The sequence below is a fragment of the Streptomyces sp. NPDC058864 genome (assembly GCF_042742985.1).
Classification (GTDB): Bacteria; Actinomycetota; Actinomycetes; order Streptomycetales; family Streptomycetaceae; genus Actinacidiphila.
Map to the genome: position 1 here is coordinate 16,163 of NZ_JBHYMQ010000038.1, position 13,419 is coordinate 29,581.

The 13,419-nt window shown below is 71.2% G+C and carries 11 protein-coding genes; 4 read left to right on the forward strand and 7 right to left on the reverse strand.

The genetic code is table 11. The features are described 5' to 3' along the window. Positions 1-84: 84 nt before the first annotated feature. On the reverse strand, positions 85-2,961 hold the full coding sequence (topA, locus tag ACFW3D_RS25675) for a type I DNA topoisomerase (RefSeq protein WP_500507497.1): 2,877 nt from the start codon (positions 2,959-2,961) through the stop codon (positions 85-87). A gap of 161 nt (positions 2,962-3,122) precedes the next feature. Further along, positions 3,123-3,323, reverse strand: coding sequence for a hypothetical protein (locus tag ACFW3D_RS25680; protein WP_500507499.1), 201 nt, complete (start codon positions 3,321-3,323; stop codon positions 3,123-3,125). 250 nt (positions 3,324-3,573) lie between these two features. Between ACFW3D_RS25680 and ACFW3D_RS25685 the strand changes: the two genes are divergently transcribed. The 3 genes from ACFW3D_RS25685 (at position 3,574) to ACFW3D_RS25695 (ending at position 4,821) form a co-directional block, all read left to right on the forward strand. Beyond that, a complete protein-coding gene (locus ACFW3D_RS25685; RefSeq protein WP_500507501.1) occupies positions 3,574-3,987 on the forward strand; it encodes a TM2 domain-containing protein in 414 nt (137 codons plus the stop codon). Between the two features lie 5 nt (positions 3,988-3,992). Beyond that, positions 3,993-4,403, forward strand: coding sequence for a DUF2752 domain-containing protein (locus tag ACFW3D_RS25690; RefSeq protein WP_500507503.1), 411 nt, complete (start codon positions 3,993-3,995; stop codon positions 4,401-4,403). A 154-nt stretch (positions 4,404-4,557) separates the two neighbouring features. Continuing rightward, on the forward strand, positions 4,558-4,821 hold the full coding sequence (locus tag ACFW3D_RS25695) for a TM2 domain-containing protein (RefSeq protein WP_500507505.1): 264 nt from the start codon (positions 4,558-4,560) through the stop codon (positions 4,819-4,821). Positions 4,822-4,888: 67 nt separating this feature from the next. Here the strand turns inward: ACFW3D_RS25695 and ACFW3D_RS25700 are convergent, their stop codons facing one another. The 5 genes from ACFW3D_RS25700 to bldG all read right to left on the reverse strand — a co-directional run bounded on the left by ACFW3D_RS25700 (position 4,889) and on the right by bldG (position 10,856). Beyond that, entirely contained in the window at positions 4,889-6,406 is a 1,518-nt protein-coding gene (locus ACFW3D_RS25700) for a DUF7059 domain-containing protein (RefSeq protein ID WP_500507507.1), read from the reverse strand. 56 nt (positions 6,407-6,462) lie between these two features. Continuing rightward, positions 6,463-7,029, reverse strand: coding sequence for a small secreted protein (locus tag ACFW3D_RS25705; RefSeq protein WP_500507509.1), 567 nt, complete (start codon positions 7,027-7,029; stop codon positions 6,463-6,465). A gap of 173 nt (positions 7,030-7,202) precedes the next feature. After that, entirely contained in the window at positions 7,203-9,626 is a 2,424-nt protein-coding gene (locus ACFW3D_RS25710; RefSeq protein ID WP_500507511.1) for a sodium-translocating pyrophosphatase, read from the reverse strand. A 309-nt stretch (positions 9,627-9,935) separates the two neighbouring features. Further along, positions 9,936-10,430: an ATP-binding protein gene (locus ACFW3D_RS25715; protein WP_500507513.1), complete on the reverse strand. Its 495-nt coding sequence runs from the start codon at positions 10,428-10,430 to the stop codon at positions 9,936-9,938. An 84-nt stretch (positions 10,431-10,514) separates the two neighbouring features. Continuing rightward, entirely contained in the window at positions 10,515-10,856 is a 342-nt protein-coding gene (bldG, locus tag ACFW3D_RS25720) for an anti-sigma factor antagonist BldG (RefSeq protein ID WP_018562186.1), read from the reverse strand. A gap of 135 nt (positions 10,857-10,991) precedes the next feature. Here bldG and ACFW3D_RS25725 point away from each other — a divergent pair, with 135 nt between their 5' ends. Further along, positions 10,992-13,412 carry a DEAD/DEAH box helicase gene (locus ACFW3D_RS25725; RefSeq protein ID WP_500507515.1) on the forward strand — a complete coding sequence of 807 codons (2,421 nt, stop codon included), beginning with the start codon at positions 10,992-10,994 and terminating at the stop codon, positions 13,410-13,412. The last annotated feature ends 7 nt before the right edge of the window (positions 13,413-13,419 follow it).

Consider the following 13,419-nt stretch of genomic DNA (forward strand, 5'->3'; position numbering starts at 1 on the left):
CAGCCTATCGGGACCCGGTGCCGTCCCGGAGGGCGCCTGCCGGGACCGCACCGCGCGTGCGGCCCCCGACGGTGGCACTCGGCGCTACTCGGCGGGCTTCGCGGCCGAGGAAGCGGCCTTCTTCGCCGTGGTCGCGGCCTTGGCGGCGGTCTTCTTGGCGGTCGTCGCGGCCGCCGCGGTCTTCTTCGCCGCGGTGGTCTTGGCGGCCGTCTTCTTCGCCGCCGTCTTGGTCGCGGCCGTCTTCTTCGCCGGGGCCTTCTTGGCGACGGCCTTCTTCGCCGTCTTCTTGGCGGGGCCCTTGGCCCGCTTCTCGGCGAGCAGCTCGTAGCCGCGCTCGGGCGTGATCGTCTCGACGTCGTCGTCGCGGCGCAGCGTGGCGTTGGTCTCGCCGTCGGTGACGTACGGGCCGAAGCGGCCGTCCTTGACGACGACGGGGCGCTCGCTGACCGGGTCGGTGCCCAGCTCCTTCAGCGGGGGCTTGGCGGCGGCGCGGCCGCGCACCTTCGGCTGGGCGTAGATCGCCAGGGCCTGGTCAAGGGTGATCGTGAAGAGCTGGTCCTCGGTCTCCAGGGAGCGCGAGTCGGTGCCCTTCTTCAGGTACGGGCCGTAGCGGCCGTTCTGCGCGGTGATCTCGACGCCCTCGGCGTCGGTGCCGACGACGCGCGGCAGCGACATCAGCTTGAGCGCGTCCTGCAGGGTCACCGTGTCGAGGGACATCGTCTTGAAGAGGGAGGCGGTGCGCGGCTTGACCGCGTTCTTGCCGGTCTTCGGGGTGCCCTCGGGCAGGACCTCGGTGACGTACGGGCCGTAGCGGCCGGCCTTGGCGACGATCGCGTGGCCGGACTCGGGGTCGGTGCCCAGCTCGAAGTCGCCGCTCGGCTTGTTGAGCAGCTCCTCGGCGAGCTCGACGGTCAGCTCGTCCGGCGGCAGGTCGTCGGGGACGTCGACGCGCCGGCCGGGCTCGCCCTCGGTCTCGGCGGCCTGCTCCACGTACGGGCCGTAGCGGCCGACGCGCAGCACGATGCCGTTGCCGACGGGGAACGAGGAGACCTCGCGGGCGTCGATGGCGCCGAGGTCCTCGACCAGCTCCTTCAGGCCGCCGAGGTGGTCGCCGTCGCCGTTGCCCGCGTCGGCGGCACCGCCGACCGGGCTCTCGCCCTCGCCGAAGTAGAAGCGGCGCAGCCACGGCACGGCCTGGGCCTCGCCGCGCGCGATGCGGTCGAGGTCGTCCTCCATCCTGGCGGTGAAGTCGTAGTCGACGAGCCGGCCGAAGTGCTTCTCCAGCAGGCCGACGACGGCGAAGGAGAGGAAGGACGGCACCAGGGCCGTGCCCTTCTTGAAGACGTAGCCGCGGTCGAGGATGGTGCCGATGATCGACGCGTAGGTCGACGGACGTCCGATCTCGCGCTCTTCCAGCTCCTTGACCAGCGAGGCCTCGGTGTAGCGGGCGGGCGGCTTGGTCGAGTGGCCGTCGGCGGTGATGTCCCGCGCGCTGAGGGCGTCGCCCTCGGCGACGGCGGGCAGCCGGCGCTCGCTGCTGTCGAGCTCGGCGTTGGGGTCGTCGGCACCCTCGACGTAGGCCTTCATGAAGCCGTGGAAGGTGATGATCTTGCCGGAGGCGGAGAACTCGACGTCCCGGCCGTCGGTGGCGCGGCCGCCGACCTTGACGGTGACGGACTGGCCGACCGCGTCCTTCATCTGGGACGCGACGGTCCGCATCCAGATCAGCTCGTACAGGCGGTACTGGTCGCCGGTCAGGCCCGTCTCGGCCGGGGTGCGGAAACGATCACCCGAGGGGCGGATCGCCTCGTGCGCCTCCTGGGCGTTCTTGACCTTGCCGGCGTAGACGCGGGGCTTGTCCGGCAGGTAGTCGGCGCCGTAGAGCTGGGTGACCTGCGCCCGGGCGGCGGCGATGGCGGTCTCCGACAGGGTCGTGGAGTCCGTACGCATGTAGGTGATGAAGCCGTTCTCGTACAGCTTCTGGGCGACCTGCATGGTGGCCTTGGCGCCGAAGCCGAGCTTGCGGCTGGCCTCCTGCTGCAGGGTCGTGGTGCGGAAGGGCGCGTACGGCGAGCGGCGGTACGGCTTGGACTCGACCGACCGGACGGAGAAGGCGGCGCCCTCCAGGGCGGCGGCGAGCGCACGGGCGGCGGCCTCGTCCAGGTGGAGGACGCCGGCACCCTCCCTGAGCTGCCCGGTCGACCCGAAATCACGGCCCTGGGCGACGCGCTTGCCGTCGACGGCGTTGAGCTTGGCGCCGAAGGTGCCCGGGTCGGTGGCGTCACCGGCCCGGCCGGTGGCGAAGGTCGCGGACAGGTCCCAGTACTCGGCGGAGCGGAAGGCGATGCGCTCGCGCTCCCGCTGGACGACGAGCCGGGTGGCGACGGACTGCACGCGGCCGGCCGACAGGCGCGGCATGACCTTCTTCCACAGGACCGGCGAGACCTCGTAGCCGTAGAGGCGGTCGAGGATGCGGCGGGTCTCCTGGGCGTCGACGAGGGTCTGGTTCAGCTCGCGCGGATTGCGGACGGCTTCCTGGATGGCGTCCTTGGTGATCTCGTGGAAGACCATCCGGCGGACCGGGACCTTGGGCTTGAGGACTTCCTGCAGGTGCCAGGCGATGGCCTCGCCCTCGCGGTCCTCATCGGTGGCGAGCAGGAGCTCGTCGGACTCCTTCAGCAGGTCCTTCAGCTTCTTGACCTGGGCCTTCTTGTCCGCGTTGACGACGTAGATCGGCTGGAACTCGCTGTCGACGTTGACGCCGAGCCGCGCCCACGGCTGGCCCTTGTACTCCGCCGGCACTTCGGCGGCCCCGTTCGGGAGGTCGCGGATGTGCCCGACGCTGGCCTCGACGACATAGCCGGGGCCGAGGTAGCTCTTGATCGTCTTCGCCTTGGCAGGCGACTCGACAATCACGAGTCGGCGGCCGCTGCCCTGTGCGGTCTCGCGGGTCGGGGACAACTTCGCTCTTCTCTCCGGGTCGAAGGTGGTCTCGCTGCGGAGTGTGACCGTACATCCCGGTCCCGTGTCAAACGGGAAAAGTCCGCAACGCCACTCGAACGGTAACCCGACAAGCGTCCTGTCTGCCGCACGGACTGCCGCCCATGTCCGATTTGCCCAGCTCAGAGGATCAGGAACAGCCAGACCCCGACAAGAAGCGAAACGACCCCGAAGAAACCTGCCACGGCGGCCGACACCGGGCCGCCTTCATGGACCACCGGCAGGTGCCTCAGCGACCGGGTGACGGTCCAGGCCAGGAGGGCTGCCCCGAAAACCGCGAAGACCGTCCCGGCGAAGATCCCTGGCGCGGTTTCCATGTACATGCCCCCGGATCCCTCATCTGCTCACGACCGATGCCCCCGCAGCCACGGAGATTCGCACGCCGGGGCGACACGAGGAAGAACTCACGGTGAACTCCGCCCGAAAGGGCCTGGCCGAATCCTTTCGCTCCCGCCCGTCCACCGGCCCGGTCCACCGGCCCTCCCCGTTCCCCCGTTCCTCGCCCCCGACCGTCTTGACTCGCCTGACAAGATGTCCGGACACACCGAACGTTCTCTCAGGGGGAGTCCCACGATGTCCGACCCGAACAACCCGTACGGCCAGCCCAGGCAGGACGGTTACGGCTACCCGCAGCAGCCCCCGGCCGGCCCCGGCGGCTACGGGCAGCAGCCCGGCTACGGCTACCCGCAGCAGGGCTACCCGCAGCAGGGTTATCCCCAGGGCGCCTACACCGGCGATCCCAACGCCCCGTACGGCTACGACATGTACGGCCGTCCGCTGTCGGACAAGTCCAAGGTCGTGGCGGGCGTGCTGCAGCTGCTGGCGGGCGGCCTGGGCATCGGCCGCTTCTACGTGGGCGACGTCGGCATCGGCATCGCGCAGCTCCTCACCTGCGGCGGCCTCGGCGTCTGGGCGCTCATCGACGGCATCCTCTTCCTGACGAGCAACGACCGCACCGACTCCCAGGGCCGGATCCTGCGCAGCTGAGGACGATGACCTCCCCGACCCGAAACCGCCTCAGGGCCGTGGCCGCACGACCGGTCACGGCCCCCGTGGCGTCGCTCGTCGCGGGCGCGGCGGGCGCCGCCTACCTGTGGGGCACCGACCCGCACCAGGAGGGGCACTGGCTGCCCCGATGCCCCTTCAACTTCGTGACGGGGCTGCTCTGTCCGGCCTGCGGTGCGACCCGCATGGTCTACGACCTGATGCACGGCGACCTCCCGGCGGCCCTCCACGACAACGCGCTGCTGCTCCTGGCGAGCCCCTTTCCCCTCTATCTGTACGCGCGGTGGGTGACGGAGGGGCTGCGCGGCCGTTCCTACCGCCCCACGCTGGGACGACGTGCGCAGATGGCGGTCCTGGGGATCGCCGTGACCTGGGCCGTCGTACGCAACGCGGTTTGACAACGCGGCGATCACATTTCCGTGACGTCTGTTTATCAGTGGGACGGATGTCGTTTTCTGATGTAAGTATTTGGCCATCCGAGGCGGGGGGCCGGATCCTGAGGAAACGTGCGCTCCTGCCTGCTCGTCCCCATTTGCGCAAGGAGCGACCTCCATGGCCACGCCCACCACTGACGCCCCGCACGGCTACGACGCGGCCGGCCGTCCGCTGTCCGACAAGTCGAAGATCACCGCCGGTCTGCTGCAGCTCTTCCTGGGCGGCCTGGGCATCGGTCGCTTCTACACCGGACACACCGGCATGGCCATCGCGCAGCTCCTGACCTGCGGCGGCCTCGGCTTCTGGTCCCTGATCGACGCGATCCTCTTCTTCACCAGCAAGGACCGCACGGACTCCAAGGGCCGCGTCCTGCAGGGCTGATCCCCGCGACGCACCCCGACGGCCCGCCTCCGCTCTCCGCTGCGGAGGCGGGCCGCCGCGTTCCCGCTCACACCGGCTCGATGAAGCCCTGCTCCACCAGCAGCCGGATCGCCTCCGGCGTGCGGTCCCGCAGCACCACCGGGTCCTCGCCGAGCAACTGGGCGATGGCGTCCAGGATCCGACCCGCCGTCAGGGTCCCGTCGCAGACGCCCGCGAAGCCCGCTCCGACGGTGTCCACCCGCGTCGCGCGCCGCATGCCGCGGTTGGCCCGCAGGACGACGTGCTCCGGGTCCTCGGCGCCGGGCAGGCCCACCTGCTCCTGCACCACCTCGTCCGCCAGCCGGAAGCGCGCGTCGAGCAGTGCCGCGTCGTCGTGGGCACGCAGGAAGTCCTGGCGGTCGAACCATGCCGCGATGTGCGGGCCGAGCGGCTGCTCGACCGGGTGCGGCCACTCCTCGGCGGTGACGACGGGCCGTTCGGAACCGGTCCTGCGCACGGTGATCCACCCGAAGCCGACCGCCTTGGTCTTGCGCTGCTCGAAGGCGTCCAGCCACGCGTCGTAGCGGGCGGCGTACGCCTCGGGCCCGGCCAGGTGGTCGCCGCCGTCGCGCAGCCACAGCTCCGCGTACTGCGTGACGTCCTGCACCTCGCGCTGCACGATCCACGCGTCGCAGCCGGCGGGCACCCAGCCGGCGACGCGGTCACGCCAGTCCTCGCCCTCGGTGTGCTCCCAGTTGGCCAGCAACTGGAGGTACCCGCCCTCCGCGAGGTGGTCGGCCGCCTCCCGTACGACGGTCCGGCACAGGTCGTCGCCGGCCATGCCGCCGTCGCGGTAGGTGAAGCGGCTGCCCGGGGAGATGACGAAGGGCGGGTTGGACACGATCAGGTCGTAGCGCTCGTCGCCGACGGGCTCGAAGAGGCTGCCCTGCCGGACGTCCGGCTCGGGAGCGCCCGACAGGGCGAGGGTGAGCCGCGTGAAGTGCAGGGCGCGCGGGTTGAGGTCGGTCGCGGTGACCCGGGTGGCGTGCCGGGAGGCGTGCAGCGCCTGGATGCCGGAACCGGTGCCGAGGTCCAGCGCCCGGGCCACGGGCGTGCGGACGGTGATCCCGGCGAGGGTGGTCGACGCGCCGCCGACGCCCAGCACCAGGTCCGCGCGGTCCACGCCGGGCGTCGTACGGATGCCGTTGGCGCCGCCCACGGCGCAGCCGAGGTCGGAGACGATGTACCAGTCCTCGCCGCCGTCGCCGCCGTACGGGCGGACGTCCACCGTGGCGCGCACCTCGTCGCCGTCCCGGACGAGCCAGCCGTCCTCGAGGGCCGCGTCGAGGGGCAGCACGTCGCGCAGCCGGGCGTACGGGACGGGCTGCTGCAGCAGGAAGAGCCGCACCAGGCTCTCCAGCGGGCTGCCGCCGCGGGTGGCGCGCAGCGCGGGCACGGTCTCCGCCCGCGAGAGCGCGGCGTAGGCGGTCGCCCCGAGCAGGTCGAGGCAGCCGTCGGCCGTGAAGGCGGCGGCGCGCAGCGCGTCGCGGAGGCGGTCGGCGCGGTCGGGGGCGGGCAGGGGATGCGGGGGCGGCTGCGTACTCACGCTGCCATTGTCACCCCCGAAGGGGTGCCCGGCGGGCCCCACCCGCCCTCGGGCGGTCAGGACTTCGAGGGCTTGGCGCCGGAGTCCTGGCAGCCGGGCTGCTTCGCCATGGCCTGGCCGACCTCGCCCCGGCGCAGCGTGTCGAGCGCCTGTTCGCCGCTCTTGCTCACCTTGGCCAGGTTGTCGGAGACGCTCTTCAGCCCGTCGGCGAACTTCGCCTGGTTGGAGACGGGCAGCGCGTCCACCTGCTTGCGCAGGTTCGCGTACGCGGTGGACAGCGAGTTGAGGTCGCTGACCGCGTCCTGCTTGAGCTTGGTGCCGTTGTCGTCGACCGGTGGGTCGCCGGCCTTGCCGACGATCCCGGCGAGCGCCTTGTAGGCGTCCGAGATCTGCCCGAACGCCGTGGAGTCGGCGCTCCTGACGTCCTTCGGCTCGGCGTTGCTGGGGGTGTTGCTGATGTGGGTGTTCGCGTCGTTGATCTTCTTGACCTGGGCGGCGGCCTGGTCACAGACCGTCTTCGCCCAGGCGTCGAGCTCCTTGTTGCCGTCGCCGCATCCCGACAGCGACCCCGTCGCGAGGATCACAGCCGTGACGGACAGCGCAGTCGCGAGTTTGTTCTTCACGGCCCCGGAACCTACACGGCTCCTGTCCGCGGGCCACATCGCTTCCACTCGATGTGTCCACTATTGCCCCTTATGAACCAAGAACTCGGTGATGCATCTGACGTGCGCGCGGGCGGCGGGCGCCACCCCGGAGGATGACGCCCGCCGCCGCATCAGGATGAGCTCACGCTACGTCAGACCGTCGCCGTCGCGTTCGGGTCGGCCGACCGCTTCGTGCTCTCGCTGTCGTCCTGGCCGGTGCCGACGCCCTCGTCGTCCCCGACCGCGATACCGCGGCGCTTGGACATGTAGACGGCGATCACGATGACCAGGAGCGCCACGGCCGCGGCGCCGATCCGCACGCCGAGGTTGGCGTCGTCGCCGTAGGAGAACTGGACCACCGCGGGAGCGACCAGCAGCGCCACCAGGTTCATGACCTTGAGCAGCGGGTTGATGGCCGGGCCGGCGGTGTCCTTGAACGGGTCGCCGACGGTGTCGCCGATGACGGTGGCGGCGTGGGCCTCGCTGCCCTTGCCCCCGTGGTGGCCGTCCTCGACGAGCTTCTTCGCGTTGTCCCAGGCACCGCCGGAGTTCGCCAGGAAGACCGCCATGAGCGTGCCCGCTCCGATGGCCCCGGCGAGGTACGAGCCCAGCGAGCCGATGCCGAGCGCGAAGCCCACGGCGATCGGGGCGAGCACGGCGAGCAGACCGGGCGTGGCCAGCTCGCGCAGCGCGTCCTTGGTGCAGATGTCGACGACGCGCCCGTACTCGGGCTTCTCGGTGTAGTCCATGATCCCGGGCCGCTCGCGGAACTGCCGGCGCACCTCGAAGACCACCGAACCGGCGGACCGCGAGACGGCGTTGATGGCCAGCCCGGAGAAGAGGAAGACGACAGCCGCACCGAGCAGCAGGCCGACCAGGTTGTTCGGCTGGGAGATGTCCAGGTCCAGCCATCGCAGGTCGCCGGCGGAGATGTTCGCCTCCCGCACCGCGGTGTCGACGGCCTCCTTGAAGGAACCGAACAGCGCGGTCGCCGCGAGCACGGCGGTCGCGATGGCGATGCCCTTGGTGATCGCCTTGGTGGTGTTGCCCACCGCGTCCAGGTCGGTGAGCACCTGGGCGCCCTCGCCGTGGACGTCACCGGACATCTCCGCGATGCCCTGGGCGTTGTCGGACACCGGGCCGAAGGTGTCCATGGCCACGATCACACCGACGGTGGTGAGCAGACCGGTGCCGGCCAGGGCCACCGCGAAGAGGGCGAGCCAGATCGAGGCGCCGCCCAGCAGGAAGGCGCCGTACACCGAGAGGCCGATGAGGACGGCCGAGTACACGGCGGACTCCAGGCCGACGGAGATGCCGGACAGGACGACCGTGGCGGGCCCGGTCAGCGAGGTCTTGCCGATGTCGCGCACCGGGCGCCGGCTGGTCTCGGTGAAGTAGCCGGTGAGCTGCTGGATGAGCGCCGCCAGCACGATGCCGATGGCGACCGCGACCAGCGCGAGGATGCGCGGGTCACCGCCGTGCGAGGCGATGTCGCCGGGCACGTTGGCCAGCTCCGCGTACGTCGAGGGCAGGTACGCGAACGCCGCGACGGCCACCATCGCCAGCGAGATCACCGCGGAGATGAAGAAGCCGCGGTTGATGGCGGTCATGCCGCTGCGGTCCTTGCGGCGGGGGGCCACCGCGAAGATGCCGACCATGGCGGTGAGCACACCGATCGCCGGGATCAGCAGCGGGAAGGCCAGGCCGGAGTCGCCGAAGGCGACCTTGCCGAGGATGAGCGCGGCCACCAGGGTGACGGCGTACGACTCGAACAGGTCGGCCGCCATGCCGGCGCAGTCGCCGACGTTGTCGCCGACGTTGTCCGCGATGGTGGCGGCGTTGCGCGGGTCGTCCTCGGGGATGCCCTTCTCGACCTTGCCGACCAGGTCGGCGCCGACGTCCGCGGCCTTGGTGAAGATGCCGCCGCCGACACGCATGAACATCGCGAGCAGCGCGGCACCGAAGCCGAAGCCCTCCAGCACCTTGGGCGCGTCGGCCTTGTAGACCAGCACGACCACGGAGGCACCCAGCAGACCCAGGCCCACCGTGCACATGCCGACCACACCGCCGGTGCGGAAGGCGATCTTCATCGCACGGTGCGAGACGGTCGTCAGGTCCGCCGAGGGCTCACCCTGCGCCGGGGTCGCGGCTCGTGCGGCCGCGGCCACGCGGACGTTGCTGCGCACCGCCAGCCACATGCCGATGTAGCCGGTGACCGCCGAGAATCCGGCGCCCACCAGGAAGAACACGCTTCGGCCGATGCGCTGCGACGTGGTGTCCGCGGGCAGCAGCATGAGCAGGAAGAACGCGACGACCGCGAAAACTCCCAGAGTGCGGAACTGCCGTGCGAGGTAGGCGTTTGCGCCTTCCTGCACGGCAGCCGCGATCTTCTTCATGCTGTCGGTGCCCTCGTCGGCACTGAGCACTTGACGTACCAGCACCACGGCGAGCACCAGTGCGGCGAGTGCCACCGCCACGATGACGAACACGAGATTGCGGTTGCCGTCGGTCAGTACGGGTGATGCGGCCAGGGGTTGAGCGATGTCCTGCAGGTGAGGGGTGAGTGGCCCCGCCATTCGTCCTCCTTGACGTTTGGCACGTGGGCGCGCGGCTCCGGCGACTTAGCAGCCGCGACGCTCAGGCTTGTGGGCTGAGCAAAGATGGACGGATTGTAGGGAGCCGAACTAGATCAAAACAGGGCGCAGGAAACGAAATTCGCCGAGGCCGGGGATATAGCAAAGGAGATCGCCCACAGATATCACCGGAAAAGGTGAACAGTCACCGTGTAAGTGGATCAACCACCGGGTGAATACGCGAACGCCGAGCTGACCTGCGGCGGAAGCTCGCAGGCAGCTCGGCAGGAGCGCGTGAGGGGGGCGGAGCGGCTAGGAGAGCGCGGCCGGGTTCAGCGGCCAGCTCATCCGGATGACATCGCCGTACTCTCCCGAGAAGACCTCGACGTCGTCGACGAGGCCACTGATGACCGCCAGGCCCATCTGGCCCTCGTCCTCCGCCTCGGAGGCGTCGGGCGAGGAGGACGAGCCGTCGGGAAGCGGCTCGGGGTGCTCGGCGGGGCTGTCACCGCGTGCCGAGGGCACACTGGCGGCGTCCGCGGGGCGGTCGTCCGCCTCGGGGGACTTGTCGCCGACCTCGATGGAGAACTTCTTCTCCTCCTCGGTCAGCACCACCCGGACCGGCCGGTCCGTACCACTGCTGCGGTACAGCCCGACGGCCCGGCTGCACGCCTCACCGACGGCGAGCCGGACCTCGTCGAGGACGGCCTCGTCCACCCCTGCCCTGCGGGCTACCGCAGCCGCCACCAGTCGTGCGGTGCGGACGTGCTCCGGCAGTGCGCTGAAGAGCAGTTCTACGGTGGGCATGGCCTCCCCCTCGTGCCTGTGGGCGGGCAACACAGGGGCCCGGGCGTCGGCGTCGCCCGGAGCCCCGCGGTCCGGCGCCGAACGTCAATCGGTCGCCGCGACGGCCTCGTCGACCGAGGTGTGGATGGGGAACACCTTGGTCAGGCCGGTGATACGGAAAATCTTGAGAATGCGCTCCTGGTTGCACACCAGGCGCAGCGAGCCTTCATGCGCGCGAACCCGCTTGAGCCCGCCGACCAGCACGCCCAGTCCGGTCGAGTCCAGGAAGTCCACGCCTTCCATGTCCACGACCAGGTGGTAGCTACCGTCGTTCACGAGTTCCACCAGCTGCTCGCGCAGCTTGGGTGCGGTGTACACATCAATCTCGCCGCCGACCTCGACGACCGTACGGTCGCCGACGGTTCGAGTCGACAGGGACAGGTCCACGGATCCTCCAGCACCTTGCATCGAGCGGTCGCCCCCCATGGATCGGCAGCCGCGATGGCATTCAATCACTTACCAGCGGGCATGCACGACGCCTTACGGCGATTGTCCGTCATGCCAGTGACACACTGAGTGCCGATGGCTCAGGATCATCTTCCGCAGTCGGCGCACGGCCGTACCTCCCCCGTCGCCCTCCTGGAGCGGCTTGCCACGGGGGCGGGCAGGGCCGCGCGCATCACCCATACGGAGCACTTGCCCCCACGGGCGGGTCGCCATGCCGATTGGCCTGATCAGATCCGCCCGGAGGTGATCGACGCGGTTCGCGCCGGCGGCATCGAACGGCCGTGGGAACACCAGGCACAGGTGGCCGCCCACGCCCTCGCCGGCACCTCCGCGGTGGTCGCCACCGGGACGGCCTCGGGCAAGTCCCTGGCGTACCTCGTGCCGGTCCTCAGCGCCCTCCTGGAGGGCTCCGAGGCGCCGAACGGCCGGGGCGCCACCGCGCTCTACCTCGCGCCCACGAAGGCCCTGGCGGCCGACCAGCGGCGTGCCGTGGCCGAGCTCGCCGCCCCGCTGGGCAAGGCGGTGCGCGCGGCCGTCTACGACGGCGACACCCCGTTCGAGGAACGCGAGTGGGTCCGTCAGTACGCGAACTACGTGCTCACCAACCCCGACATGCTCCATCTGGGTGTCCTGCCGGGTCATTCCCGGTGGTCCTCCTTCCTCCGGCGGCTCCGCTACGTCGTGATCGACGAGTGCCACAGCTACCGGGGCGTCTTCGGCTCGCACGTCGCCCAGGTCATACGCAGGCTGCGGCGGGTCTGCGCCCGCTACGGTGCCGATCCCGTCTTCCTGCTCGCCTCCGCGACCGCCGCCGACCCCGGCGCCACCGCGACCCGGCTGACGGGCGTGCCCGTCGCCGAGGTCACCGAGGACGCCTCCCCGCGCGGCGAGGTCGCCTTCGCTCTGTGGGAGCCCCCGCTCACCGAGCTCAGCGGGGAGCACGGCGCACCGGTGCGCCGCACCGCCACCGCCGAGGCCGCCGACCTGCTGACGGACCTGGTGCTCGACGGCACCCGCACGGTGGCGTTCGTACGCTCCCGGCGGGCGGCGGAGCTGATCTCCGTCATCGCCCAGGAACGCCTCGCCGAGGTCGACCGCCGGCTCACCCGCCGGGTCGCCGCCTACCGGGGTGGCTACCTGCCCCAGGAGCGCCGGGCCATCGAACGTGACCTGCACACCGGGCGGCTCCTCGGGCTGGCCTCCACAACGGCCCTGGAGCTGGGTGTGGACGTCTCCGGGCTCGACGCCGTGCTCCTGGCCGGGTACCCGGGCACGAGGGCCTCCCTGTGGCAGCAGGCGGGCCGCGCGGGGCGGTCGGCTCAGGGGGCGCTGGCGGTGCTGATCGCCCGCGACGACCCGCTGGACACCTATCTGGTGCACCACCCGGACGCCCTCTTCCGCCGTCCGGTCGAGTCCACCGTGCTGGACCCCGACAACCCGTACGTCCTCGCCCCGCACCTGTGCGCCGCCGCGGCCGAGCTGCCGCTGGGCGACGACGACCTGGACCTCTTCGGGCCGGCGACCGCCGGGCTGCTGCCCCAGCTGGAGCGCCGCGGCCTGCTGCGGCGCCGCGCGGGCGGCTGGTACTGGACGCGGCGGGAGCGGGCGGCCGACCTCACCGACATCCGCGGCGAGGGCGGCAAGCCCGTCCAGGTGGTCGAGGCCGGGACCGGGCGCCTGCTCGGCACCGTCGACGCGGGCGCCTCGCACACCACCGTCCACGAGGGCGCGGTCCACCTGCACCAGGGCCGCACCTACCTCGTCCGGCACCTGGACCTGGAGGACTCCGTCGCGCTGGTGGAACAGGCCGACCCGCCGTACTCGACGATGGCCCGCGACACCACGGCGATCTCCGTGCTCGACGAGGACCTGGTGGAGGAGTGGGGCGAGGCCCGCCTCCACTTCGGCTCCGTCGAGGTCACCCACCAGGTCGTCTCCTTCCTCCGTCGCCGGCTGATCACCAACGAGGTGATGGGCGAGACCAAGCTGGACCTGCCGCCCCGCACCCTGCGCACCCGCGCCGTGTGGTGGACGGTCACCGACGATCAGCTCGACGCGGCGCACATCCACCCCGAGGAGCTGCCCGGCGCCCTCCACGCCGCCGAGCACGCCTCCATCGGCCTCCTCCCGCTCTTCGCCACCTGCGACCGCTGGGACATCGGCGGTGTCTCCGTGCCGCTCCACCAGGACACCGGGCTGCCGACCGTCTTCGTGTATGACGGCCATCCCGGCGGTGCGGGCTTCGCGGAGCGGGCGTTCCGCACCGCCCGCAGCTGGCTCACCGCCACCCGCGAGGCGATCGCCTCCTGCGAGTGCGAGTTCGGGTGCCCCTCGTGCGTGCAGTCGCCCAAGTGCGGCAACGGCAACGACCCGCTGGACAAGCAGGCCGCGGTACGTCTGCTCGACGTGCTCCTCGCGACGGAGGGCCCTTCGGAGCCCGGCCCCGCGGTGCCAGGCCCCGCGGTGCCCGCGCCCGCCCCGGATCCGGAGTCCTGAGGCCCGG

What these genes read in the sequence shown, in the direction of transcription:
- ACFW3D_RS25690 (WP_500507503.1), top strand. Translation starts at nt 3,993, where the DNA reads ATGACCTCCCCGACCCGAAACCGCCTCAGGGCCGTGGCCGCACGACCG.
- ACFW3D_RS25715 (WP_500507513.1), bottom strand. Translation starts at nt 10,430, where the DNA reads ATGCCCACCGTAGAACTGCTCTTCAGCGCACTGCCGGAGCACGTCCGC.
- ACFW3D_RS25680 (WP_500507499.1), bottom strand. Translation starts at nt 3,323, where the DNA reads ATGTACATGGAAACCGCGCCAGGGATCTTCGCCGGGACGGTCTTCGCG.
- ACFW3D_RS25695 (WP_500507505.1), top strand. Translation starts at nt 4,558, where the DNA reads ATGGCCACGCCCACCACTGACGCCCCGCACGGCTACGACGCGGCCGGC.
- ACFW3D_RS25725 (WP_500507515.1), top strand. Translation starts at nt 10,992, where the DNA reads ATGGCTCAGGATCATCTTCCGCAGTCGGCGCACGGCCGTACCTCCCCC.
- ACFW3D_RS25685 (WP_500507501.1), top strand. Translation starts at nt 3,574, where the DNA reads ATGTCCGACCCGAACAACCCGTACGGCCAGCCCAGGCAGGACGGTTAC.
- ACFW3D_RS25710 (WP_500507511.1), bottom strand. Translation starts at nt 9,626, where the DNA reads ATGGCGGGGCCACTCACCCCTCACCTGCAGGACATCGCTCAACCCCTG.